The following is a 25,190-nucleotide window of genomic DNA, read 5'->3' as shown; positions in this document are numbered from 1 at the left end:
TGTGTCAGGCTTGTATAAACGCGACAAAATCGTTGCTTACGACCTGTTTCCCTTTCTTTGCTTTTCGGGCGAAGGCCGCTGGCGAAATGCCGCTGTAACGCTTGAATTCCCTGCTTAAGTGGGATTGATCTGCATAACCCATTTCATGAGCTAAGCCGGCAAGGTTAGCATCTGGATAAAGCCATAACTGGTTTCGGACCTGTTCAAAGCGCATCAGACCAGACACGTCTTTAACCGTATAGCCCGACGATTGCTTGAAGTTCCTTTCCAGCGTACGAACCGTTGCATGAGCCGCTGCCGCTACCTGGCTTACCGGCATGGTGCCGTTCGCTTTCCTCATAGCAACACCCGCTTTGAACAGCATACTGTCAATAGAAATCCGCGACCGCGCATCCAGGAAATATTCATTTAGCTGAGCCATTGCTTCATTTATTGTGCCGGCATTGATATACTCTTCCAACGTGGATTGAAGCTGTGCGACAGGATGCTCGACAATGCGCACTCCGTCTTTACCGGATGGCAGTCCAAGCAAATCGAACACGGTCCAGGGAAAACACCTGATGCCAATGATTTCTAACTGGTTTTTCGAGTAAAAAAGAACAGGCTGATTGAGCAGCCCCACCATAAACGGTGATGGCAGTGGCTGCAAGTCTCCATTGTAAGAAATGCCGCAGCCGCTTCCGAAATGAAAAATCAGTTCAGCGTAGCCATCGGGTACTACTTCAAAACCCGATTGTTGTTCGCCGAAGTCTATTCTGTCGTACCAAAAACACTTTATGGCATCCCGTAGCTCTTCAGGAGGTTCAAATTCTACGTGTGCTTCCATTTTGAAAGAAAGCTTAATTGGAGTGTACTAAATACGAGAAATAAAGAACGATGCAGTGTTTCAGAGCATATTCCGAATTTATGCAAAGGTAGGGTCAACATTAATACTTTTTCGTTCATGAAAGGGTTTACCCGGTACCGACTGGATGATTAGACCCTCAGAATCAGTCAGTGGTTATTGCCAGTAAAGTAGTAACCTCAATGTCAGGAAACCAGCGAGGCAGGAGAACCCTATCACTTCAGTACATCGCAGGGAATAAGGCAAAAATCTATTGGGTCAAATCAGTAGATTTTTGCCTTATTTTTTTTGTATGTTACAACTGCTTTTGTCCGCAGGTTTTTCTAATGCTTGACTCTACCCTGCTTCTATGGCTTTTCCACTGACGATTTCCCGTAGCGAGTTCCTCAAAACAAGTGCACTTGCTCTTACACTGCCGCTTCTGAATAAACTGGATGCCACGGCCAAACCCCTGAAAAACATTGGACTGCAACTCTACACCGTCAGGAATGAGATGGAGAAAGATGTAGAGGGCACTCTGAAAAAAGTAGCCGCCATCGGCTACACCGAGATAGAAACGGGTAATTATTACGGTAAAACTCCGAAAGAGTTCAAGGCGTTTCTGAGCGGAATGGGATTGAGCGCGCCAAGTCTGCTGGCCATGACGAGCAGCATGAAGAGCGGCTGGCAAAAAGCCGTCGATCAGGCAGCCGAAGCCGGGCAATCGTTTATGGGCTGTGCCTATTTAGCCCCCAATGAACGTAAAACCGTCGATGATTATAAGAAGTTGTTCGACTTATTTAATCAGTCGGCAGAAGTTTGCCAGAAAGCCGGGCTTCAATTTATTTACCACAACCACGATTTTGAATTTCAGCCGCTGGAGGGTCAGATTCCTTATGAACTACTTCTGAAAGGAACAGACCCTAAACTGGTAAAACTGGAATTAGATGTATACTGGGCGACCAAAGCCGGGCAAGATCCAGTCGCCCTGTTCAAACAAAACCCTGGCCGTTTCCCCATTGTCCATTTGAAAGACATGGAAAAAACGGCCGAGCGCTCCTTTGCTCCAGTGGGTACGGGATCAATCGATTTTCAACGGATTCTGGATGCCCGTAAGATCGCGGGTATCGAACATTATTACGTTGAACAGGACATTTGCAAAGTGCCCCCGCTGGAAGCCATTGCCATCAGCTTTCAGAATGTCAAAAAGCTGAATGCTTAATATATACATTCAACTTTATACACATAATGTTAATTTTAATATATTTGTATCCACTAAACTCAGTAGTTTTATAATTTAGCCATCTGAGTGGGTTTTATTACCTATAAATGCATTTAGGAAACGTGTCGATTCCTGCTTGACCAAGTTACTTTGTGTCCAACTCAGCGCATAGTATGCCCATAATGAGTAGGACTCATCGGGAGAGAGTTCACTGGTTCTTTTCTGGGATGCGATGCAGAGTGATCTAATAAGGTAAAGTAGATTCAAGTCAGTACTTGTTTTGAAGTCTATAGCTCCTTCATTCGGATCGGCTACTGCCTTTCCAGAGCTAACATAACTCCGTAGCGTCAACCCAAATTTTATGAAATACCTATACGCTCTTTTAATATTAATAGTCATTACCGGCACAATCGTCCAGGCTCAATCACCCAACAAAAGAAAGCCTAACCTCATTCGGACACTGATTGTCGATGGACAAAATAACCATGAACAATGGCCTAAAATCACGTTCATGATGAAACGCTACCTCGAAGAAACGGGTAAGTTTTCGGTCGATGTAAAGCGGTCTTATTTTACCTGGAATGGCGATGAATTAATTGAAAAATATAAAATTCCGGGTCTCCAACCCACCAAAGCCCTACCCAAAGCCAGGGCGGACTCCAGCTTCCACCCCGACTTCTCGAAATACGATCTGGTTATCTGCAATTTTGGCTGGAATGCCGCTCCATGGTCTGACCAAACGCAGGTCGATTTTGAAAACTTCATTAAAAAAGGAGGTGGTCTGGTCGTCATCCATGCGGCTGATAACTCGTTTCCCCTCTGGCCCGCCTACAACAAAATGATCGGCCTGGGTGGTTGGGGCGACCGCACCGAAAAAGACGGTCCTTATGTGTATTATGATAACGAAGGGAAGTTAATCAGAGACACTCAGCCTGGACGGGCAGGATCGCATGGTGCCCAGAACGAATTCCTGATAACAGTTCGGGAACCCAACCACCCCATTACGAAAGGTATGCCGCTAACCTGGATGCACACCAAAGACGAGATGTATGACCGCCTGCGTGGGCCCGCCGAGAATATAACCGTGCTGGCGACAGCTTTCTCGTCAAAAGAGAACAAAGGCACTGATCGCAACGAGCCAATGCTGATGACCATCAACTACGGGAAAGGCCGGATTTTTCACACCCCCCTGGGTCATATCGATTATTCTGTCGAATGCGTTGGATTCATCACCTGCCTGCAACGGGGCGCTCAGTGGGCGGCCACCGGCAAAGTTGACATTCCTATCCCCGCCGATTTTCCAACACCAACTACCACCAGCAAACGGAACTTTGTTGAGTAAGTACTAGTGGTACCTAGTTTTTATAAACTAGGTACCAAGCGAAAAAGCCGTTACAGAATTTATCTGCAACGGCTTTTTTCTCTGAGTAGCGGGAGCTGGACTCGAACCAGCGACCTTTGGGTTATGAGCCCAACGAGCTACCAACTGCTCCATCCCGCGATGTTGGGACTGCAAAGGTACTACTCATTTCTAAAAAAACAACTACCTTTGTAAAAAAAGTTTATTCCTTCTCTGAAACGTTTTTTTTCGGGAGGGAGTTGTTTTCTAAAGCCGCTGGAAATCAGCCAGCGGGATCACCTACAAATGACTACAGAATTAATTGAAAAATTTCCGGCCGATCATAAGGCCGGCTTCGTCAGTATCGTTGGCAAGCCCAACGTCGGTAAATCTACCCTGATGAACCAGCTCGTCGGTGAGCGGTTGTCGATCATCACCTCCAAAGCCCAGACCACTCGTCACCGCATTATGGGTATCCTCAACGGAACGCACAATGGTCAGGAATTCCAGCTCGTTTATTCAGATACACCCGGCATCATTAAGCCACTCTACAAGCTCCATGAATCCATGATGAGCTTTGTGCGCGGTTCTCTTGAAGATGCCGATGTGGTGTTGTTCGTAACGGATATTTTTGAGCAACACGACGAAAACGATGTTATCGAACGATTGCAGAAATCAGAAGTCCCTATCCTGCTTCTGATCAATAAAATCGATCAGGCAACTCAGGCTCAGGTCGATGAGAAAATAGCCTACTGGCAGGAGCACTTCAAAGCACAGGAAATTATTCCTATATCGGCCCTCAATAACTTCAATATTGATCGGGTCTTTGAGGGAATTATCAGTCGTCTGCCACAACATCCGCCTTACTTTCCTAAAGATGAACTGACCGATAAACCCGAGCGTTTCTTTGCATCGGAGATTATTCGCGAAAAGATTTTCCTGAATTACAAGAAAGAAGTCCCTTACAGCAGTGAGGTGGTGATTATTGGCTTCAAGGAGAAAGAAGATATCATTGTTGTTCAGGCAGAAATTCTGGTTGAACGGGCCACGCAACGGGCGATTCTGCTTGGCGAAGGTGGTAAGATGATTAAGAAAACGGGCATTATGGCTCGCGAAGAGCTAGAGCGTTTTTTCGGCAAAAAAGTATTTCTGGAACAATTCGTAAAAGTAGAACCCGACTGGCGTCAAAAAGACCGGATGCTCAAACGCCTGGGATACGACGAATAAGTACTATCAGGAGCGAAGAGCGAACAGTTGGGCGTTGCTGACGCATCCAGTATTGTGGCGTCTGCAACGCCTAACAATTCGCTCCTCGCCCCTCTCTCCTTCAAAAAAATGGCAAATATTGTTGCAATCGTTGGCCGCCCAAATGTGGGCAAGTCCACGCTGTTTAACCGCCTGACGGAACAGCGGCAGGCCATCATGGATAATCAAAGTGGTGTTACCCGCGACCGTCATTATGGTACGGCCGAGTGGAATAATAAATACTTTACAGTTATTGACACAGGCGGCTATGTCGTCGGATCAGAAGATATATTTGAAGAATCGATCCGCGAACAGGTTGAAATAGCCATTCAGGAATCAACCGTACTCTTGTTTGTTGTTGATACACAAACCGGTATTACGGGCCTTGATGAAGATTTTGCCGATGTGCTGCGTCGGTCAAAAAAACCAGTTTACATTGTTGCCAACAAGGCAGAAACGGCTGATCGGGCGCATAGTGCAACAGAATTTTATGGGCTTGGCCTGGGCGAACCGTATCCGATCTCATCGATGACCGGTACCGGAACAGGCGATCTTCTGGATGAAGTAATCAAGCATTTTCCGACAGAAGGGGTGGCCGATCCGGATGCTGGTATTCCGCGTATAGCCATTCTGGGTCGCCCGAATGTTGGTAAATCATCGTTTCTAAACGTTCTTACGGGCCAGGATCGTAGTATCGTAACCAATATAGCCGGTACAACCCGCGATGCGATCAATACGCGCTATAAAGCATACGGAAAAGATTTTATTCTGACCGATACAGCTGGTATTCGACGGAAAGCTCGTATTCAGGACAACATCGAGTTTTATTCGACGCTTCGGGCACTGAAGGCCATGGAAGATTCGGATGTATGTGTCATTATGCTCGACGCCACGAGAGGCCTTGAAGCCCAGGATCTGAACATTATAGGGCAGGCGGTTAAGGCGAAAAAGGGCATCGTGATTATGGTGAATAAATGGGATGCTGTCGAGAAAGATCACCGGACGGCCGATGTCCTGCGCAAAGAAATGATTCAGCGGATGATGCCAATCGATTATCTGCCTATCATTTTCGCGTCGGTTCATGAAAAACAACGTATTTTCCAGGTGATGGAAAAAGCGATGGAGGTCTACGAAAATAAGAGCAAAAAGATCGCTACCTCAAAGTTGAATGATGCGCTTCAACCGGAGATCGAAGCCTATCCGCCCCCATCATTGAAGGGAAAAATGATTAAGATCAAGTACATGCTGCAGGTTCCAACTCCTTCGCCAACGTTCGTGTTCTTCTGTAATTTACCTCAATACGTTCAGGAATCGTACCAACGCTTTCTGGAGAATAAAATTCGGGCCCACTTCGACTTTACTGGTGTGCCAATCACGCTGTTTTTCCGGCAAAAATAGCTTTAAGTAGGGAGCACGTTCAGGTAATAATAAGTACGACCAGCACATGCTCCCTACTCTTTCTCTGGCTTATAATGACCCGCACTAGCTATTGGATTGGGGCTTTTCTTGTCTTTCTGGCAGCTTTTTGCTTTGCCATGAAAGGCGTACTCATTAAACTGGCCTACCAATATTCCATTGATTCTATTTCGCTGCTTACACTACGAATGCTCTTTGCGCTACCGTTCTATGTGGTCATTGCGCTTAATCTGGCAAAAAAATCTCCGCCTGTTCAGTTAACGATCCGACAGTGGATAACCCTGGCAATGCTCGGGATTACAGGCTATTATTTTGCCAGCTTTTTTAACTTTCTGGGGTTGGTTTATATCACGGCCAGTCTGGAACGAATTCTTCTGTTCGTTTACCCCACCTTTGTTTTGTTGATGAATGCATTGGGGTTTGGCCGACGGGTAACGCGATTGCAGCTATTCGCCCTCCTTCTGACCTACGGTGGTATTCTGCTGGCATTTGTGGGTAATATTGAAACTACTCAGCAAAAAAATGTACTGCTTGGCGCTTTCTGGGTTATTCTTAGTGGAGTAGTCTATGCCATTTATTTAGTTGGAAGTGACCGGATGATAGCGCGTGTCGGCTCTCAACGTTTTACCTGCTACGCAATGATAGCTGCTACCGTTCCAACTGTCATTCACTGTATGGTTGAAAATGGCCTGCATTTGGGAGGCTACCCAATGCCTGTTTATGCGCTGGGGCTTAGCATGGGCATTTTTGTAACGGTGATTCCGACCTTTATGATTGCTGAAGGGATTAAACGGGTTGGCTCCGGAAATGCGTCGATTATTGCCAGTATCGGACCCATCTTTACAATTATCCTGGCAACGACAATCCTGCATGAAACCATCAGTTTGGAACAAATCATTGGAACCCTTCTTGTGTTGACTGGCGTATTTTTGATAAGCTGGCGTGGTAACCGTCAGACAACAGCTGTTAGCAGTAGTTAGCCAAAAAATACCTGCAAGTAAGTACCAAAAATTGATAGAATAACCGGATAAATATCACTATACAACCTATAAATATATTCTCATGGTAAAATAGGATACAGAAATTTACCTTTAGATAAATTCTATCTCACTTTCAGGAACTTACTAATTCTTAGTGCAGGAATTAATCTAACTTTCATAAAACGCACACCTAAAAAATATAAACTTGTATGGCTACCGAAACTAATATGGACGAGGAAAAAAGAATTGACAAAGCAGCTTATGTGCTTAAGGCCGTGGCTCATCCTTTACGCATCAAAATTATTCAGATGTTGAATGAAAATAAGGAGTTGAATGTGTCAACGATCTATAAAAATCTGAACGCAGAACAATCTCTTATTTCTCATCACCTCATCAATATGCGCGATAAAGGTATACTGGATATTCGGCGTAGCGGTAAAAACATTTACTATTTTCTGGTAGATACAGCTGTAGCTGAGATCATTGAATGTATCTACAGAAGTAAAATTCTGAACTAGGAATTCAACAATTAAGGCAATGAGTAATTGAAGGTACCTTGTTTGCTCAGAAACAAATTGCCTTAACTACTCATTGCCCCGACACCTCTCTATCCAAACAGCTCGCCCGTCTTATAGTGCGGCATGATGCCCAGGTGTAGGTAAGCCTTCTCGGTCGCTTCACGCCCACGGGATGTACGCATCAGGAAACCCTCCTGAATCAGAAACGGCTCATATACTTCCTCGATCGTTTCGGCTTCTTCTCCACAGGCCGTTGCAATCGTTGTAATGCCGACTGGGCCACCTTTAAATTTCTCAATGATTGTCGTCAGAATCCGGTTGTCCATATCGTCCAGCCCGTTCTGATCGACTTCAAGTGCGCTCAGTGCAATTTCAGCAATCTCCACATTGATATACCCATTACCTCTAACCTGCGCAAAATCGCGGGTTCGACGAAGCAGGTTATTGGCAATACGGGGTGTTCCCCGGCTTCGGCGCGCAATCTCATAAGCTCCCTGCTCATCGATTGGCGTACTCAGGATGGCCGATGAACGTTGAACGATACTCGTTAAGAGTTTCGCATCGTAATACTCCAGCCGACAGCTGATACCAAATCGCGCCCGCAGGGGTGATGTCAGCATACCGGCACGGGTAGTGGCACCAATGAGCGTGAATGGATTCAGTTTGATCTGTACTGTTCGGGCATTAGGACCCGAATCGAGCATGATGTCGATCTTATAGTCTTCCATTGCCGAGTATAGGTATTCTTCCACAATGGGATTGAGCCGGTGGATCTCGTCAATGAACAGTACATCGTTTGGTTGCAGATTTGTCAGCAAACCCGCCAGATCGCTGGGCTTATCCAGAACTGGCCCGGAGGTCATCTTGATATTGGCATTGAGTTCATTGGCAATGATGTGCGACAGTGTTGTTTTGCCCAGACCCGGAGGTCCATGAAGCAACACATGGTCGAGTGCATCACCCCGCTGCATTGCCGCCCGGACAAAGACTTCGAGGTTTCCCAACACTTTTGCCTGCCCCGTAAAGTCGTCGAACGAGAGCGGCCGAAGGGCCCGTTCGATTTCCTTGTCCGTAGCTGACATACCCTCGCCTGTTCCTTTCAGAAAGTCGTTTCGCATGATTTTGATTAGTACAAACCCAGCCGAAAAAACCGCTTTTTTCAGGCCAATTTAAGCGGGTCGTTTACCTCAAATATACGAAAAAAAGCCCGGAAAAACACTACCTGATCAGCAGTACAGAACCTCGTTTTACGAGTTTTCCACGCTCCGGAAACGACTCACTTTTATAGACAATAACGTAGGGATATAACATGGGCGGATAGAGATATCCTTTGTATGTTCCATCCCATTTCTGTTCGGGATTATTCGCGACAAAAATCACTTCGCCCCATCGGTTATACACCCGGAGTTCATAGTCCGTTACGTAAGAGGAGAACACTTGCAGCAAATCATTGACTCCGTCGTTATTGGGCGTGAATGCTTCCGGAACGTTCATCCTTGGCTCACACTTATTGAGCGCCAAGGATGTACCGAGGGCGGTACATCCCTGCGGATCAGTTACAACCACCTGATACTGGCCCGCCCTGGTAACAGTAATCGCTCGGGTTGTATCATTGCGATTTAGCCATAAATAGCGTAATCCAGTAGCCCCATTCGCAATAATCTGTGCCTTACCCTGATCGCCTTCACAAAGTACAACCTCGCTCGGCAGTGAGAAAGCAGGGGCCGGCCGATCGGATACCTGAGTGCTACTACGGCCAACGCAGCCGGTTTGCGTATTGCGAACAATCAGGCTATATGAACCGGGCTGATTGACAATTATCGATGGCGACGACGCGCCGGTACTCCACTGGTATACATTACCCGGCTGTTGGGCATCGTCTGGTTGCAGCGTAACTGTTTGTCCAACACATTTCAACTGATTCGGACTTAATCGGGCAAAACCTGCGCTGTCAAGACCAACCTTAATGCTGTCTTCAATGGCTTTGCAACCATTGGCATCCGTCACCTGCACGTTGTATAAGCCCTGCCCGGCCTTATCGAACACGGGCGTGTTTGCCACTTGATTATTGTTCTGATCCAACCAGATATAGCTCACCCCCGTACCACCGGATATATTCAAAGTGATTGTACCGCTATTGGGTATGCTACACAGCGCGTCTTTAACAACGGACGAAAGTGCTAACTGATTGGCGGATGATTTTAAGGTAAATGCCGTATCCAGCTTACATTCATGGAGTGTATCGGTTACGCTGATCTTATAACCACCCTCGGGTAAGCCAGTCTGCTGATTGGTTGTGCCCGCCAAAACGGCACCATCCGAGCGCGTCCAGTCATACTGGTAGTCTCCAGCGGGGCTAGGCGTCAGTATGATCGATCCGTCAGCTGATGTACAGGCTTTAGGCCCCGTTAATGCTGCCGCTACTCTTAATTTCGGAAGTTCACTGACGCGAATCGTATCAGAGTTCTCACAAACGGCCCCATCAATTGGGTCCGACTGTGCTGTTACCGTGTATGTACCTGCCTTTGATACTGAAATCGTTCGTGTATCGCCACCATTGCTCCACTGAAAACGTTTCCAGGTCTGTTGTGGAACGGTCAGATTGACAGCCGTTCGATAGCAGAATAACGTATCGGGCCCAAGATCAAGCGACGGTACTGGCCTTATCTGCACATCAATGGTATCGCTTTTGAAACACTCGCCATTGGCCGCTAAACCAATTACATGATAAAATCCGGGCAAATCTAACTTCAGTGTTTTTTGCCGACTGACAACAGCCCCATTGACCACCCAGACATATACCTTGGCCTGTACTTTCAGGTCCAGCGTCAGTCCTTTTTTGTTACATATTGCCGTATCGGCCCCAAATTTTATGTCAGGCGGTGTTTCAAGAATCGTGAGCGTATCGTAAATGATCGTATCCTTACAAATACCACCAGAACTCGTTCTTGTGACGATATGAAAACTTACCGGATAGTCGCCGGGTTGCTGGTAGGTATGCGTTTGGGGTTGCAGTGCGGTTGTGGAAACCGGAGCGCTGCCATCACCAAAAGTCCAGGTGTATGTTTCCTTTAACTTAGGACAGTTCGGGCTTCCCTGAAATACCGTTGGCTGCCGGGCGCAGGTGTCGGAATACGTGAAACCAGGCCCGCTCGATTGATCGTTGAAATTGGCGACCAGGTTCGGTAACCCTAATTGGCTCGTTTGCCCGCCCAACGTTTGCCCTACGGGATTAAATATGAGGCTATCGAGTAAGCCTCCATTCGGATTTTCAATCGTTCCCAGCGAACTACTGCCCTTGATGGCCACGTATATTCGCCCATCCGGGCCAATCTGAATGGACCCATATTGACGGGTCGTACTACTATCCACTACTGTTTTGGAGCCGGTCAAGAGCGAGTCTTTCTGAGTCAGGTCATACTTTAAAATATAGGATGACCCTTTCAGGCTACCATCCGAGTTCGTATCGGCCAGCATCGTCACATACAGGCTCTTACCATCGGGCGAAAACTCGACACCGTATGCTTTGGGTGGGGCAGGCCCCAGGTCAAGCGTTCGGTTAAAGGTCATTTTACCTGTTGAATCGTTGAAGGTGTATAGATCGACCGAGTTTTTGGGAGGGCCGGGAATGACTACCGCCATAGGACGATCGCCCGTATTGCCACCCGTCGTATCAGCCGGGCCAATCTTGATATAGCCCTCAGCATTGGCCAGAGAATCAATGACCTGCCCACCCGTATAGGTTGTTACAACGGGATTTTCGCTGGTTGTCAGGTGCCGGATCTCGAATGTATTGGTGCCATATTGCCGGGTAATGACCCAGTAGGTAGAGTCACGATCGTTCCGAACTGATGCCGACTGTTCCGTACCTTTATTCGATAAGGGTATGTTTTTCTCGACAATAGCTCCTTTACCAGCATTCTGACGCATATCAACAACGCTATAGGTCAGTGTTTTCTGCCCGCGTATTTCAGAGGTTGTGTAGACGTAGTAGAGGTACTCACAACCACGGCAGGTTGGTTTAGGCACAATCAGGGCCGATTGCGTAGAGTTTTTATTACCATCCAGCGGAATCTGCACGGCCGTTGTATCACCCGGCACGAGCGATTTCATCGGTTTGCCGTCTTTGTCATAGATTGTTATCCCATCGGTGTAGAATAACAGAATACCCTTTGAATTGGCAATAGACGACGAGCCTTCAATCGTATTCAATTTACCGTCTGTAATCGGCTTAGGCGACCCTCCCCCGCTAAAGTCAAGTCCGGCATTGCCACCAAAATACCATTTAACCCCCTGCGACTCCTTTTTCTCTCCGCAGACATCGACATTGATACGGTCCTGATAGGTACACTGAGTCCGCGGATCCATAACTTCAATTGAGTAGCATCCTGAGCTATCGACCTGAATACTTTGGGTTGTGTCGCCTTTCGGGTACCACAGGTAATTGTAGTTTGGTTGCGTGCTACCCGCATACGGGTCAAGTGTAATCGTTTCGCCTTTACAGATGGTTGTATCGGTTCGCCAGTTCTGAAAGGCTTGAGGTCGGTTATAGATTGTAACTCTTTGCGAAGTCGTTTGTACGACACCATTTACCGTTCGAGTCAAACTAACTGTATAGCTCCCAGCCTGTTGATAAACATGTTGCTCAACCGAATCTTTTTGTGTCGTAGCCGTACCACCATCACCAAAATTCCAAACGCGGGTCGTTACACCCGTTAACACACTATCTGTAAATACGACAGAATCGGCTTTACATTCTACATCAGGAACGCAGGTTTTACCACTGATTTTAAAACCTGTAGTTGTCTGCGCCCAGGATGTAGTACGCCCTGCCAGCAAGAGTAGCATGGCCCCAAACCAAATGAAACTGAGACGGCCAATATAAGTTACCATGAAAAAACGCTGAATAAGCCCACCTGCACAAATTCATCCCCTGGCATAACAGACAACGGGGGCATTACGTTAGTATAAACGAAGTCGCTTCGTTAAAATTTTATCGTCTTATAACCGTTAAAATCGGCAGGAACTAAGCTAATTTTATCGGTTATTTATGTTCTCTAATACTCTTTTTTCATTTGGAATGTTGCAACCGCGAAGTTGGCCCAGTCTTTGCCCTTATATCGCAGCTATGAGTAAGAAATACGTATTGGCGGTTTTGGCGTTGGCTTTCAGCCAACTGGCCTTCGCGCAGGACCCGCAGTTCACCCAATTTTATGCCGCTCCTCTTTATCTGAACCCCGCTTTTGCCGGTTCAGCTCTGGCACCTCGCATTACGGCTAATTACCGAAATCAATGGCCCGCCATTACCAACTATGTGACAACAATGGTTGGTCTGGACCATTATTTCGACCGATTTAATAGCGGTGTAGGCCTTTTAATTCAGAATGATAATCAGGGTCAAGGCAGGATTCAATCTACCGAAATAGGGTTGCAATACTCATACCAACTTCAGGTCAGTGAATCGTCTTTTGTTCGATTTGGCCTACAGGGGTCGTATGTTAATCGGAATGTCAACTATTTTGGCTTAACTACTGGCGATCAGTTCACTGACCAGGGTTTTATCAGCGGTAGCGTTTCGCAGGACCCTACGTTGCTGGCAGGATCACCTAAAAATAAATATCTGGATTTTTCGACTGGGGCGTTATTTTACTCAGACTGGTTCTGGGTCGGTGCAGCTGCCCACCATATCAACCGGCCTGACCAGGGATTTTTTGTGAGTGGGCAGAATCGCCTGCCCATAAAAGGGAGCTTTCAGGCTGGATTACGCATTCCTCTGGGTGGTTTTACCGGCCTAGCGGATGAACAGGATCGCGAAATCAGTTTTTCGCCCGTTATCCTCTACAAATTTCAGGGCAAATACGACCAGTTGGATATTGGTGCATACCTAACCTACTCGCCTTTAACGATAGGGGCCTATTATCGGGGGATTCCTTTTAAGCGATACGAACAAACCATCAATAACCACGATGCGGTGGCCCTGCTCGCTGGTTGGCGTATGGAAAAATTTTCGATCGGTTATAGCTACGATTTCACCGTCTCGACGCTTGGCAATAGCGGTGGTTCACACGAATTATCGCTGTCCTACATCTTCGAAAAGCCGGAAGGTCGTCGGTCAGGTGTCAGAAAACGGGATAAAAAGCTTCCCTGCCCGAAATTTTGATAGTTGGACACTTGAGTTACCGGATCAATTCGTGTAACGGGCTAATTCATTCTTGGATAATCAGTTGATCGTCCCTGCTTATTACTTTCTTAGTTACTCACTTACCAACCTATCCCAAATCCTTTACAACCAGTTGTACGGTGTAGCGGCTTTTTTGCTCCAGAAGCAGCTTTTTGTTGACCAGTACCCGGCCAATTGTGCTCTGATCATAATAGCGAATGGTGATCAGTTCTAAACCATCGTTGTAGCTGACCCGAAAATCCTGTCTTAACTGAACCAATAGTTCAGGAATACGGTCCAGGTTATTATCAACGACGACCGAAAAGCTGATTGCCGTATTCTGCATCAGGTTGATTTTAACGCCTGCCTGAGCAAACCGCCCAAAAATTCGACTCAGATTATCTTCTGCGATGAATGAAAAATCATTGGGATGCAATGAAATCAGCACCTGATTGATCTTAAAAATAAACGATGGAATCAACAGGTGGCGCTCGTAATGACCAATAACCGTTCCTGGTGCATCGGGCTTTAAGAACGACCGTACGAATAGAGGAATGCCTTTGTTCTGTAAAGGCTTGATGGTTTTAGGGTGAATAACCGTAGCGCCGTAGTAAGCCAGTTCAATAGCATCCTGATAGGTTATCTTTTCTAATAATACCGTTTCATCAAACCATTTAGGGTCGGCATTCAGAACACCAGGTACATCCTTCCAGATCGTTACGCTTTCGGCGTTGAGGCAATAGGCAAAAATGGCAGCCGTATAATCTGATCCTTCACGTCCAAGCGTAGTTGTCCGGCCATCGGGTGACTGGCCGATGAACCCTTGTGTTACCGTTACGGCACCTGTGGTTACGGTATTATTTATACGTCGATTTGTTTCGTCCCAGTCTACCCGCCCCTCCCGAAATGTTACATCGGTAGCGATCAGTTGGCGGGCATCCGTCCAGCGGGTTGGTATGCCTGTGTTGGCTAGATAAGCCGCCACAATTTGGGTCGACATGACTTCACCCAGCGAAACGATCTGGTCATAAACTTCGTCATACAGACCCTTAAAAGGCTGTTTTAGGTAAGCTTCCAGGCTATCAAAGGTTTGATAAACGCTGGTAAAATCGCCCGTCAGGCCATGTATAATGCTCTCGTGGTAGGAGCGAATCGTTTGCAGACGAGCCTGAATTTGGCCGGGCTTGGGATTTGTATAAGCACGCACCAGATCCTCAAGCGCATTTGTCGTTTTCCCCATAGCCGACACAACTATTACAGCGTTCCTCCCCTGTGTCCGAACGATTTCGGCCAGATTCTGCACACCTGCTGCGTCTTTTACCGATGCTCCACCAAACTTGAATACTTTCATATCGAAATAAAAAAACAGGATTACAGAGTCAACAAGATTTATGATCCTGTTAATTCTGTAATCCTGCTAAAAAATTAGTTTTAAACCGCTACTGAACGCCCTGTGAAGAGCAATTCGCGTACGGCATCGGCAATACCCTTGGGATCGAACCCGCATTCATGGTGAAGCTCTCTCTGCTCGCCATGCTCAATTACTGCATCAGGAATACCTAATCGCTTAACACGAGCCATATAGCCATGATTAGACATAAATTCGAGGACTGCGCTGCCAAAGCCTCCCATAATACAACCATCTTCAACAGTAAGTACCCGGTCGAAACGGCTGAATATCTGATGAAGAAGCTCTTCATCGAGCGGTTTCACGTAGCGCATATCAAAATGAGCAGGCCGAATCCCCTCTTTAGCCAGCATTGAAGCGGCTTCAACGGCATAATTGCCAATGTGGCCAATTGTCAGAATAGCAACGTCTTCACCATCGGAAACCATTCGGCCCTTACCAACCACTTGTTTTTCAAGCGGGGTACGCCAGTTTGACATAACACCTTCACCTCGTGGATACCGGATCGTGAAGGCCCGCTTGCCCTGCTGTATTTCGTCGGACTGTGCAGTGTACATCATGTTGCGAAGCTCCTGCTCATTCATCGGCGACGCCACAATCATGTTAGGTATGCAGCGCATAAAAGCCAGGTCATAGGCTCCGTGGTGTGTTGGTCCATCAGCGCCCGCGAATCCGGCCCGGTCGAGGCAAAAAACTACAGGCAGTTCCTGAATACACACATCATGGATGACCTGATCATAAGCCCGCTGCATGAACGTCGAGTAGATGTTGCAGAATACCACTTCGCCCTGCGTGGCCATACCGGCCGAGAACGTAACAGCATGCTGCTCGGCGATACCGACGTCGAAGGCTCGCTTAGGCATAGCCTTCATCATAATATTCATCGATGAACCAGAAGGCATGGCGGGTGTAACACCCACAATACGCGGGTTTTGCTCAGCCAGTTCAACTAATGTATTACCGAAAACGTCCTGATATTTTGGCGGTTGGGGCGTATCATAGATTTTTTTCTGAATGACCCCAGTCACTTTATCGAACAGGCCCGGCGCGTGCCATTTAGTCTGGTCTTTCTCCGCCGGTGCGTAACCCTTACCTTTCACCGTAAGAACGTGCAGCAATTTAGGGCCAGGAATATTTTTGAGGTCGTCCAGTACGCTCACCAGATGATCGATATCGTGGCCGTCAATGGGGCCAAAATAGCGCAGGTTCAGCGATTCGAACAGATTACTCTGATCCAGCAGCGACGATTTAATACCAGACTCGACTTTAGATACGATTTCCTGTGCACTCTTGCCAAACTTGCTCATTTTGCCGAGCAGGTTCCAGACTTCGTCTTTCACCTTGTTGTAGGTCTGCGACGTCGTAATGTCAGTCAGGTATTCCCGCAGAGCCCCAACGTTAGGGTCGATGCTCATGCAGTTATCGTTCAGCACGATGAGCAGGTTACTGTCTGTTGCTCCGGCATGGTTCATGCCTTCGAATGCTTCGCCAGCGGTCATAGCACCATCGCCAATAACTGCAATGTGGTTCCGCTGTGGTTTTCCCTGAAGCTGCGATGCAACGGCCATACCCAAAGCAGCCGAAATCGACGTAGACGAGTGCCCCACGCCAAACGAATCATATTGGCTTTCTTTCCGTTTCGGGAAACCCGAAATGCCTTTATAGAATCGATTGGTATGAAACCGGTCGCGCCGACCGGTAAGAATTTTATGCCCGTAGGCCTGGTGCCCTACATCCCAGACTAACTGGTCGTCGGGGGTGTTAAAGACGTAGTGTAACGCTACTGTCAGTTCCACAACACCGAGGCTGGCACCAAAGTGGCCGCCGTATACCGAAACATCGTCGATAATAAATTGGCGGAGTTCGTCGGCAAGCTGGGGCAGGCGGGATTTATCGAGTTTACGAAGATCGTCAGGCGTATTGATGGTGGCCAGAAGACTGCCAGGGGTAATCAGCATGGTAGGTAGCAGAAAAGCGTCTGTATCACAATAACAAACGTATAGAATGCAATGTTTCCTTCGGCGGTTGACCCGGTAATTCAGGGAGCGAAGGTAATTTATTTTTATTAGATTTATAAATAATCTAAGCCCCCGGTCGTCTGAACATATACGCAGACGGTGGGAGCTTAGATTTTGAAAAGATTTATGTGTGCTGGCAGCTATCTTTTAACCTAAACTATATTCATTAAATCATAAACTGAATCTTAACGTACAGCTTTTAATTTAGGCGCACTTAGCGGTTAGAATAGGCTAAAATTTAGTAACCGGGAAACTAATTCCGCTGGCTGGCTCTGAAAAGCTTTTGTTTCTCTTCACGGGTTAGGCTTTCGTAACCTGAACGAGAAATTTTATCCAGGATCATATCTACTTCATCCTGATCGGGTGTTGAAATAGCTGTTGCCGATGTGCTGGTCGATGCATAAACGCTTCCCTGCGCACTGGCGCTGCTACGCTGCCGATAGGACACCTTCACTGCCGGTTTTGGTTTAAATAAATTGCTCCATCCATCGACCAACCAGTAAATAGGACGCCCCAGATCGGTACCATTTTGAAGCAGTTTCACGTAGAAAAAGCCCATTAACGCACCACCTAGGTGAGCAATATTACCGCCCGCATTTGGCCCTACTGATTGTGCAAACGATAAAACGACGAAGAAGAAAACAATATATTTAATCCGGACAGGTCCGAAGAAAAGCAGATGGAATGTGTAATTAGGAAGTAGAGTTGCGGCACCAACCGCTACAGACAAAGCCGCAGCCGACGCACCCAGCATTTGTGATCCAGCCAGTTGGTTCTGAAAATAAGGCACCAGATTATACATAGCCAGATAAAACAGCCCACCAGCAATGCCGCCCATAATGTACAGCCCTACTAACCGACGGCTACCTAAATATTCGTCAATCAACCGGCCGAACCAGTATAGAAACAGCATATTGAAAAGAATATGGAAAATCTCTTCATGTGCGAAAATATGGGTCATCAACGTCCAGGGCCTATGGAGGAACCCATTGATCGAGGCCGGAATAGCCAGATTATCAATGACAAGACCATAAATAGTTGTCGCACTCAGCAAATGCGACGCTACATATAAGGTGACCACGGCCAGATACACGACTGTATTGACCAGTATCAATTGCACCAACGTGTTGTTGGGCTTGCTGAATTCGCTCCGAAAGTCATCGAACAACCCGCTCATCACTAATAAAAAGTTTTCCGCTGTGAATTCCAGTATTTCACTAATATAAATGCAAACAACATGCCGCCAATATGAGCAAAATGGGCTACGTTGTCAGCTTGCGCCCGATAGACGCCGGAGTAGATTTCGTAGGCCCCGTAAAATATAACGAGGTACTTTGCTTTAATCGGTATAGGTGGAAACAATAAAAATAACTGAGTGTTCGGAAACAATAAACCAAATGCCATAATCACCCCAAAAATCGCGCCCGATGCACCTACCATCGGCTCGTTGACCTGATTAGTAAAAATCTGGTTCACAATAGCCAGGCTGTCCTGAATATTTTTAGAATCGTGTGGATAACTCTTGAATTTATCAATAAACGGCACTAACCGATCATAATAGGAACTGGCATGTTGATCTACAAACGCTGAAAACGCGTCGAAACCAGGACTATGCTGGTAATTCTGAACGGTTTCATATACGCTTTGCATCTCAAAATAGTTTACTCCTGAAAACAAAAATGCGGCTCCCAGCCCCGTAAAAAAATAAAAGAACGTAAACCGACGCGGTCCCCAGAACTGTTCAAGCATTGGGCCAAATACAATTAACCCAATCATATTACTAAACAAGTGGCCAAAACCACCATGTAAAAACATGTGGGTTAGCAACTGAATCGGATTAAACTGCTCAGACAGAAACGAATGCAATCCAAATTGCTCAATTACACTGTCATTTGTAACAAAAAAAACCAATACGTTGAGAATCAGTATAACTCGAACAACTGGGGTAAAAGAAAACATCGCTTCAGATTTTACAATTTACTTCTTTAACTGATTTCTTATCGAAAAAGTCCCGCAATTTTATCTAACGATAATATCGTCGTAACCGGTTCGCCAGTTGGTGTATAACTAGGATTCGATGAAGCAAACAATTGACCGACAAGTGCTTTCCTTTCGGTTAGGCTTAATCGGGTAATGTGCCGCTGAGACGACCGCCGGGCCAGCGACCTCGCCATCGACTCCGCCCGGTCTAATTTTAACCGGCCGGTATCGGCGCGAAGCTGAGCCAGGAGATTCGCAAACAGTTCCTCTTCGTTTTCTCCGGTTGTCAGTGTCGGCACGCCCCGAATCACAAAGGTATTCTGTCCTAGTTCGTCGAACTGAAAACCAAGATTAATCAGATCATCACGCAAATCTAGCGCCAGTTGGAAGTCTACTGGTGTAAGTGTAACTGTTTTTGGAAAAAGTAATTGCTGTGATACACCATTTCGTTTAGTCAGTGCAGCATGAAACTGATCATACAACACGCGCTCATAGGCTCTTCGCTGGTCAATTAGCATCACTCCAGACTTGATCGTAGCTAAAAGGTAACGGTTCTGAATCTGAACAATATTTTCGTCCTCAACAACCGCCGATGCATCCTGAAGCTGATTGGCCCGGCTACCCAGCGTCAAAGCCTCGCTTTCGACAGGCTCACCGGAAGTAGCTGGCTCAACCGGCTTTGCGGGTCCCAGCCAATCGCCGACTGGTTCTGTTGGTTTCGATTCAGCCGATTCCTCCAGGCTCTTAAACAAAGCCTGCCAGTTGTTACTACTGGGCTTTTGGGGCATGTCGAAGCTGCTACCCGCTGCTTTATCGAGCGAATCAGTGCGAAACGTTACGCGTTCCGTTTTCGGTTTCTGCTCGGCCGATTGACTGCCCGATGACCAGGAGGGCGTAATAGGACGGGGAATATCCGCTTTACTGTCGGAAGGTGATGGTCGACTTCCCCCGGACCGGCCGCCCGACAGAAAATTAACATCCGAGTCAAAATCAAGTGATGGCGACAGATTGTAGACGCCAACTGCTTTTCGAACAGCCGCCATCATGATCGCATAGACCGACCGCTCATCATCGAATTTGATTTCGGTTTTTGTGGGGTGAATATTGATGTCGATATGGGATGGATCGATATCGACAAATAACACGTAGAATGGATGGCTACCTTCCGGCAAGGTGCCTTCGTAAGCACCTACCACTGCATGGTGTAGGTAATTATGTTTGATAAACCGGTTGTTGACGAAGAAAAACTGTTCGTTACGTGCTTTTTTTGCCGATTCAGGTTTGCCGATGTAGCCACGAACGGTTACGTAAGGCGTTTGCTCTTCGCAGTAATTTAGCTGCTCGCGGTAACTCTTACCGAACATGTCAATAATTCGGCGGCTAAGTTTTCCGGCAGGCAGGTTATAAATCTCCTGATCGTTATGAAATAATGAAAAGCCAACTTCTGGATTAGCCAGAGCAACCCGTTGAAACTCATCGATGATGTGCCGCATCTCGACCGAGTTTGACTTCAGAAAATTACGGCGGGCCGGAACATTGAAGAAGAGATTCTTGATCAGCAGATTTGTTCCCGGCAGACACGAGATTGCTTCCTGTGCTTTTATATCAGAGCCTTCAATCCGAATCAGCGTACCCAGTTCATCTTCTGCCCGACGGGTACGCATTTCTACCTGCGCCACGGCCGCAATCGATGCCAGTGCCTCACCCCGAAATCCCATCGTACGGATTCGGAACAGGTCGTCTGACGAACGGATTTTAGAGGTTGCGTGCCGTTCGAAACTCATCCGGGCATCTGTTTCGGTCATGCCTACGCCATCGTCCACAATCTGAATCAGGTTTCTGCCCGCTTCACGGACAATTACCTGCACGGATTTGGCTTTTGCATCTACTGAATTTTCGAGCAACTCTTTTACAACCGACGCTGGTCGTTGTACGACCTCACCAGCCGCAATTTGGTTTGCAATCGAATCGGGCAGTAGCTGAATAACATTTAACATGACTGACTGATAAGGACCCTCCGGTGCGGTCATTTGCCGCTCTATACAAGATACAACAAAATTAACCTTAAAAAAAGCCCCTGTCCAACGCTTTTTTACGAAGGACAGGGGAAAATTACGGGCACAGGAAGCACAGAGCGACGTATTGTCTTTACCCTATGCTCGCTGCACCTTGCTATAAGTGGATCGCTTCGCCGTATGCGGCTTCCGTGGCATCTTTAATGGATTCCGACATGGTTGGGTGTGGGTGAACCGACTTCAGAATTTCTTCGGCGGTTGTTTCCAGCTTGCGGGCAGCCACGACTTCGGCAATCATTTCAGTTACGTTGTTACCGATAAAGTGCGCTCCCAGAAACTCACCATACTTGGCGTCGAAAATCACCTTTACAAAACCCTCTGGCGTACCGGCGGCTTTGGCCTTACCCGATGCGGTGAAGGGAAATTTCCCGACTTTCAGTTCATAACCTGCCTCACGAGCGGCTTTCTCGGTATAACCAACCGATGCAATTTCGGGTGTGCAATACGTACAGCCAGGAATATTGTTGTAGTTCAATGGCTCAACGTGCGGCAATCCGGCAATTTTTTCTACACAGATAATGCCCTCTGCGGATGCTACGTGTGCCAGCGCCTGGCCTTTCGTAACGTCGCCGATCGCATAGTAGCCTTCAACATTGGTCCGGTAATAGTCGTCGGTGACGATCTTGCCCCGATCAACCGTAATACCAACTTCTTCGAGGCCAATGTTTTCGATATTGGCTACGACACCAGCCGCTGACAATACAACGTCTGCCTCGAAGGTTTTTTCGCCGTCAGGCGTTTTCACAAATATTTTGCAGCCTTTACCGCTGGTATCGACCTTCGTTACTTCGGACTTCGTATAAATATCGATGCCCATCTTCTTGTACTGCTTGGCGAGTTCCTTAGAAATATCCTCATCTTCGACCGGTACTACGCTGGGCAGGAATTCAACAATCGTGACTTTGGTGCCCATGCTGGCGTAGACATAAGCAAACTCAACGCCAATAGCTCCCGAACCGATAACCAGCATCGAGTCCGGGCGTTTTTCGAGCGACATTGCTTTCCGATACTCGATAATCTTAACGCCATCGAATGGGGCGGCAGGCAATTGACGAGCACGGCCACCGGTAGCGATGATGATATGCTTGGCTTCATATTCGGTAACTTTGCCATCGGCAGCGGTCACGTCAATTTTCTTGCCTGGTTTCACTTTACCGACGCCATTGATCACGTCGATTTTATTTTTCTTCATCAGGAACTGGACGCCCTTGCTCATGCTGTCGGCAACGCCCCGGCTCCGCTTGATAACAGCCCCAAAATCGGCCTGCGACTCGCCCGAAATGGTAATTCCATAATCGGCAGAGTGCTTAATGTATTCAAAAACCTGCGCTGATTTAAGCAGCGCTTTGGTAGGGATACAGCCCCAGTTCAGACAGATGCCGCCGAGGCTTTCGCGCTCAATGACGGCCGTTTTCATACCCAACTGCGACGCCCGGATGGCGGCTACATAACCGCCCGGCCCGCTACCCACAACGATTACATCGTACTGTGAAGCCATTTTTTGTGTATTGGAGTTATGTCAGGATTCGTTAGGTGTAGTCAGGAGTAGCCAGCGAAGAAACTGTTGACAAATCCCGAATACACCTGCCCTTTTTATTTTGAGAACGCAAAGGTAGGTCGAAAAGTTGACACAGGAATACCTCGAATGAGGCTATCCTATTAGTTAGTTACTAGTCAGTTGCAGATACCCTCCTGCTGCATACTGCAAGGTTCCGGATAAGTTCAGATCCCAGGCTGTACTTTATACTACTGTTGCCGCCAAACTACAGGCTAAAGGGCTTGTTAGATACGATTCGAAGTCGTAATGGTCTGTTGGACCAGTGTCTGGAATCGTAATGGTGTGGTTGCGCTACCACCAGAATTATTCAGCACAGTTTACCAAAAAGCCAGCGAATTCCCGGGCAAACCCTCGAAACCACATACCCACTTTCTTTTGTTCTATCTTTGCAAAAAACAACAGATGCTGGATGTCGATGAATAGCTGCTGGAAGCTGGCTATAATCTTCATCTAAAATCCAGTGTCTGGAGTTCAATAGCCAATCGTTACGTTTACTATCAATTAACAATAAGACAAGTTCATGACAACTGACCAGTTGAACGACTTGAGGGCCAGAGTAGAGGCCTTGAGGGGGTATCTTTGACTACGCCACCAAACGCGACCAATTAGCCGAACTCGAACAGCAGACATTCCAGCCTGAGTTCTGGACCGATGCCGCTCGGGCAGAGGGTGTAATGAAACAGGTTCGCGGACTGAAAGGCTGGATTTCCGGCTATGATAAACTAGATAGTCAGTTCGGCGATCTCGAAACGTTATTCGAATTTTACGAAGCAGGCGACGTGCCCGAAGAAGAGGTCGATGCCGAAGGCCGTAAAGTAACGGATACGCTCGAAGATCTCGAACTCAAAAAAATGCTCGGCAACGAAGAGGATCAACTCAGTGCCGTGCTTGAAATCAATGCGGGTGCGGGCGGTACCGAAAGCCAGGACTGGGCTGATATGCTCTATCGAATGTACATGCGCTGGGCCGAAAAACACGGCTATGGCCTGAAACAGGTTGACTATCAGGAGGGAGATACCGCTGGCATTAAATCAGCAACGATCGAAGTCGATGGTGCGCTGGCCTATGGCTTTCTGAAGTCCGAAAATGGCGTACACCGGCTGGTTCGGATTTCACCATTCGACTCCAATGCCCGCCGACATACATCGTTTGCCTCCGTATTTGCCTATCCGCTGGTCGATGACACGATTCAAATTGAGGTGAATCCGGCCGACATCGACTGGGATACGTTTCGGTCGGGTGGTGCCGGTGGTCAGAATGTTAACAAGGTCGAAACCGCCGTTCGGCTGCGCCACCGTCCATCGGGTCTGATCATTGAGTGTCAGCAGGAACGGAGCCAGTTGCAGAACAAAGAAGTAGCCATGCGCCTGCTTAAATCGAAGCTGTATGAGATTGAAGTTCAGAAACGCAACGCTGCCCGCGCCGAAGTAGAAGCCGGGAAGCAGAAGATCGAATGGGGATCGCAGATTCGCTCCTATGTACTCGATGACCGGCGCGTGAAAGATCACCGCACAGGCTACCAGACATCGAATACGGAAGCCGTGCTTGACGGCGAAATCGATCCGTTTATTAAAGCGTTCCTGCTGGAGCAGGAGTAGCGTGAACCGGATTGCCGGGTAGCCCCGCAGGATTCTGTGATGAAAACGGCCTGATCACGAACAAATCCAGTTGTCCAATAATACCGTTTATTCGGTATAGACACTCAACTGGTAGTGAACTCATGGCCGTCCATTTAATCATTCAGATCTTTCGGGGCATCCCGGCTATTTTTCTGCTCATGGCCTGTGTTCAGCCATCTGACAACTCCGTTATGACCACGAACCCTGCCGCAACTCAATCAAAATATACTTTCCTGTCGCTCGGTGACTCATACACCATTGGTGAAAGCGTATCTGACAATGAGCGCTGGAGCGTTCAGTTGGCCGGATTGTTGCGAAAAAATGACGTCGACATCGCTGATCCCGATATTATTGCCCGGACGGGCTGGACAACGGCGGAATTGCAGGATGCCATTAAAGCCAGTGGTAATCAAAAAATATATGGCCTGGTTTCCTTGCTGATCGGGGTTAACAACCAATATCGGGGACAAAGCCAGAATCGCTATCAGACTGAGTTTCGGGAATTATTGCAAACGGCAATCAAATTCGCGGGAGGCAAAGCGGGTCATGTCGTCGTGCTTTCGATTCCCGATTGGGGCCAAAGCCCCTTCGCCAGGGGCCGGAACCAGAAACAGATTGCTGCCGAGATTGATACCTTCAATGCGATCGCTCAACAGGAATGCAAAGCGGCAGGCATCTCATATATAGACGTTACTCCGCTTACGCGTAAGGCTTCTGGCGATACTACCCAATTTGCAGTCGATGGACTCCATTATTCGGGGAAACAAATGCGCCAGTGGGCCGAAGCCGCTTTGCCCATCGTTAAAGATATCCTGAAACAATAGACTTC

19 protein-coding genes and 1 tRNA gene are annotated in these 25,190 nt (G+C 47.4%); 9 read left to right on the top strand and 11 right to left on the bottom strand.

Features of this window, described 5'->3' with window-relative positions; genetic code table 11:
* Positions 1-4: 4 nt before the first annotated feature.
* Positions 5-826 (bottom strand): AraC family transcriptional regulator, encoded by an 822-nt coding sequence (locus tag G8759_RS03320; protein WP_167205185.1) that lies wholly within the window; start codon positions 824-826, stop codon positions 5-7.
* Between the two features lie 367 nt (positions 827-1,193).
* Here G8759_RS03320 and G8759_RS03315 point away from each other — a divergent pair, with 367 nt between their 5' ends.
* Both G8759_RS03315 and G8759_RS03310 read left to right on the top strand, forming a co-directional pair.
* Positions 1,194-2,045 carry a sugar phosphate isomerase/epimerase family protein gene (locus G8759_RS03315; RefSeq protein ID WP_167205183.1) on the top strand — a complete coding sequence of 284 codons (852 nt, stop codon included), beginning with the start codon at positions 1,194-1,196 and terminating at the stop codon, positions 2,043-2,045.
* A 361-nt stretch (positions 2,046-2,406) separates the two neighbouring features.
* On the top strand, positions 2,407-3,387 hold the full coding sequence (locus tag G8759_RS03310) for a ThuA domain-containing protein (RefSeq protein WP_167205181.1): 981 nt from the start codon (positions 2,407-2,409) through the stop codon (positions 3,385-3,387).
* 86 nt (positions 3,388-3,473) lie between these two features.
* Here the strand turns inward: G8759_RS03310 and G8759_RS03305 are convergent.
* Positions 3,474-3,546: transfer RNA gene (locus G8759_RS03305), tRNA-Met, on the bottom strand.
* Positions 3,547-3,690: 144 nt separating this feature from the next.
* On the opposite strand from G8759_RS03305, the gene era reads away from it, so the two are divergent.
* From era to G8759_RS03285, 4 genes are all read left to right on the top strand, one after another.
* Positions 3,691-4,611 (top strand): GTPase Era, encoded by a 921-nt coding sequence (gene era / locus G8759_RS03300; RefSeq protein WP_167205179.1) that lies wholly within the window; start codon positions 3,691-3,693, stop codon positions 4,609-4,611.
* 108 nt (positions 4,612-4,719) lie between these two features.
* Positions 4,720-6,027, top strand: coding sequence for a ribosome biogenesis GTPase Der (gene der / locus G8759_RS03295; protein WP_167205177.1), 1,308 nt, complete (start codon positions 4,720-4,722; stop codon positions 6,025-6,027).
* A 74-nt stretch (positions 6,028-6,101) separates the two neighbouring features.
* Positions 6,102-7,025, top strand: coding sequence for a DMT family transporter (locus G8759_RS03290; protein WP_167205175.1), 924 nt, complete (start codon positions 6,102-6,104; stop codon positions 7,023-7,025).
* A 209-nt stretch (positions 7,026-7,234) separates the two neighbouring features.
* On the top strand, positions 7,235-7,543 hold the full coding sequence (locus tag G8759_RS03285) for an ArsR/SmtB family transcription factor (protein WP_162389109.1): 309 nt from the start codon (positions 7,235-7,237) through the stop codon (positions 7,541-7,543).
* Between the two features lie 89 nt (positions 7,544-7,632).
* On the opposite strand, the gene ruvB is transcribed toward G8759_RS03285, so the two are convergent.
* Together ruvB and G8759_RS03275 are read right to left on the bottom strand one after the other, a co-directional pair.
* Positions 7,633-8,661 (bottom strand): Holliday junction branch migration DNA helicase RuvB, encoded by a 1,029-nt coding sequence (gene ruvB, locus G8759_RS03280; RefSeq protein ID WP_167205173.1) that lies wholly within the window; start codon positions 8,659-8,661, stop codon positions 7,633-7,635.
* Positions 8,662-8,761: 100 nt separating this feature from the next.
* Positions 8,762-12,436 (bottom strand): PKD domain-containing protein, encoded by a 3,675-nt coding sequence (locus G8759_RS03275; RefSeq protein ID WP_232074114.1) that lies wholly within the window; start codon positions 12,434-12,436, stop codon positions 8,762-8,764.
* Positions 12,437-12,671: 235 nt separating this feature from the next.
* On the opposite strand from G8759_RS03275, the gene G8759_RS03270 reads away from it, so the two are divergent.
* Positions 12,672-13,703: a PorP/SprF family type IX secretion system membrane protein gene (locus tag G8759_RS03270; protein WP_162389111.1), complete on the top strand. Its 1,032-nt coding sequence runs from the start codon at positions 12,672-12,674 to the stop codon at positions 13,701-13,703.
* 109 nt (positions 13,704-13,812) lie between these two features.
* On the opposite strand, the gene G8759_RS03265 is transcribed toward G8759_RS03270, so the two are convergent.
* The 6 genes from G8759_RS03265 to lpdA form a co-directional block, all read right to left on the bottom strand.
* Positions 13,813-15,054 (bottom strand): aspartate kinase, encoded by a 1,242-nt coding sequence (locus G8759_RS03265; protein WP_167205171.1) that lies wholly within the window; start codon positions 15,052-15,054, stop codon positions 13,813-13,815.
* Positions 15,055-15,134: 80 nt separating this feature from the next.
* Positions 15,135-17,069: a 1-deoxy-D-xylulose-5-phosphate synthase gene (gene dxs / locus G8759_RS03260; RefSeq protein WP_167205169.1), complete on the bottom strand. Its 1,935-nt coding sequence runs from the start codon at positions 17,067-17,069 to the stop codon at positions 15,135-15,137.
* 313 nt (positions 17,070-17,382) lie between these two features.
* The gene (locus G8759_RS03255) at positions 17,383-18,306 is read right to left on the bottom strand and encodes a rhomboid family intramembrane serine protease (RefSeq protein WP_167205167.1); all 924 of its coding nucleotides are present in this window, start codon (positions 18,304-18,306) and stop codon (positions 17,383-17,385) included.
* 2 nt (positions 18,307-18,308) lie between these two features.
* Positions 18,309-19,088: a rhomboid family intramembrane serine protease gene (locus tag G8759_RS03250; RefSeq protein ID WP_167205165.1), complete on the bottom strand. Its 780-nt coding sequence runs from the start codon at positions 19,086-19,088 to the stop codon at positions 18,309-18,311.
* 38 nt (positions 19,089-19,126) lie between these two features.
* Positions 19,127-21,106 (bottom strand): DNA mismatch repair endonuclease MutL, encoded by a 1,980-nt coding sequence (gene mutL, locus G8759_RS03245; RefSeq protein WP_167205163.1) that lies wholly within the window; start codon positions 21,104-21,106, stop codon positions 19,127-19,129.
* A gap of 175 nt (positions 21,107-21,281) precedes the next feature.
* Positions 21,282-22,682, bottom strand: coding sequence for a dihydrolipoyl dehydrogenase (gene lpdA, locus G8759_RS03240; protein ID WP_167205161.1), 1,401 nt, complete (start codon positions 22,680-22,682; stop codon positions 21,282-21,284).
* Between the two features lie 580 nt (positions 22,683-23,262).
* Between lpdA and prfB the strand changes: the two genes are divergently transcribed.
* Positions 23,263-24,340, top strand: a protein-coding gene (gene prfB / locus G8759_RS03235; protein WP_167205159.1) for a peptide chain release factor 2 whose coding sequence is annotated in 2 segments (ribosomal slippage) — positions 23,263-23,322 and positions 23,324-24,340 — 1,077 coding nt in all. Because the reading frame shifts where the segments join, the coding sequence is not laid out codon by codon here.
* Here the strand turns inward: prfB and G8759_RS03230 are convergent.
* Positions 24,312-24,464 (bottom strand): hypothetical protein, encoded by a 153-nt coding sequence (locus G8759_RS03230; protein WP_167205157.1) that lies wholly within the window; start codon positions 24,462-24,464, stop codon positions 24,312-24,314. The two genes, prfB and G8759_RS03230, sit on opposite strands and share 29 nt — an antisense overlap.
* On the opposite strand from G8759_RS03230, the gene G8759_RS03225 reads away from it, so the two are divergent.
* Complete coding sequence (locus tag G8759_RS03225) at positions 24,463-25,185, top strand: SGNH/GDSL hydrolase family protein (protein WP_394353288.1); 723 nt, start codon at positions 24,463-24,465, stop codon at positions 25,183-25,185. The genes G8759_RS03230 and G8759_RS03225 overlap by 2 nt on opposite strands.
* The last annotated feature ends 5 nt before the right edge of the window (positions 25,186-25,190 follow it).

It is taken from the genome of Spirosoma aureum (assembly GCF_011604685.1).
GTDB lineage: Bacteria > Bacteroidota > Bacteroidia > Cytophagales > Spirosomataceae > Spirosoma > Spirosoma aureum.
The sequence above is the reverse complement of the archived record's forward strand: the minus strand, read 5'-3'. Positions and strand labels throughout refer to the sequence as shown.

Coding starts and splice junctions, on each gene's coding strand:
- G8759_RS03320 (WP_167205185.1), bottom strand. CDS start 826: ATGGAAGCACACGTAGAATTTGAACCTCCTGAAGAGCTACGGGATGCC.
- G8759_RS03315 (WP_167205183.1), top strand. CDS start 1,194: ATGGCTTTTCCACTGACGATTTCCCGTAGCGAGTTCCTCAAAACAAGT.
- G8759_RS03310 (WP_167205181.1), top strand. CDS start 2,407: ATGAAATACCTATACGCTCTTTTAATATTAATAGTCATTACCGGCACA.
- era (WP_167205179.1), top strand. CDS start 3,691: ATGACTACAGAATTAATTGAAAAATTTCCGGCCGATCATAAGGCCGGC.
- der (WP_167205177.1), top strand. CDS start 4,720: ATGGCAAATATTGTTGCAATCGTTGGCCGCCCAAATGTGGGCAAGTCC.
- G8759_RS03290 (WP_167205175.1), top strand. CDS start 6,102: ATGACCCGCACTAGCTATTGGATTGGGGCTTTTCTTGTCTTTCTGGCA.
- G8759_RS03285 (WP_162389109.1), top strand. CDS start 7,235: ATGGCTACCGAAACTAATATGGACGAGGAAAAAAGAATTGACAAAGCA.
- ruvB (WP_167205173.1), bottom strand. CDS start 8,661: ATGCGAAACGACTTTCTGAAAGGAACAGGCGAGGGTATGTCAGCTACG.
- G8759_RS03275 (WP_232074114.1), bottom strand. CDS start 12,436: ATGGTAACTTATATTGGCCGTCTCAGTTTCATTTGGTTTGGGGCCATG.
- G8759_RS03270 (WP_162389111.1), top strand. CDS start 12,672: ATGAGTAAGAAATACGTATTGGCGGTTTTGGCGTTGGCTTTCAGCCAA.
- G8759_RS03265 (WP_167205171.1), bottom strand. CDS start 15,054: ATGAAAGTATTCAAGTTTGGTGGAGCATCGGTAAAAGACGCAGCAGGT.
- dxs (WP_167205169.1), bottom strand. CDS start 17,069: ATGCTGATTACCCCTGGCAGTCTTCTGGCCACCATCAATACGCCTGAC.
- G8759_RS03255 (WP_167205167.1), bottom strand. CDS start 18,306: ATGAGCGGGTTGTTCGATGACTTTCGGAGCGAATTCAGCAAGCCCAAC.
- G8759_RS03250 (WP_167205165.1), bottom strand. CDS start 19,088: ATGTTTTCTTTTACCCCAGTTGTTCGAGTTATACTGATTCTCAACGTA.
- mutL (WP_167205163.1), bottom strand. CDS start 21,106: ATGTTAAATGTTATTCAGCTACTGCCCGATTCGATTGCAAACCAAATT.
- lpdA (WP_167205161.1), bottom strand. CDS start 22,682: ATGGCTTCACAGTACGATGTAATCGTTGTGGGTAGCGGGCCGGGCGGT.
- G8759_RS03225 (WP_394353288.1), top strand. CDS start 24,463: ATGGCCGTCCATTTAATCATTCAGATCTTTCGGGGCATCCCGGCTATT.
- G8759_RS03230 (WP_167205157.1), bottom strand. CDS start 24,464: ATGAGTTCACTACCAGTTGAGTGTCTATACCGAATAAACGGTATTATT.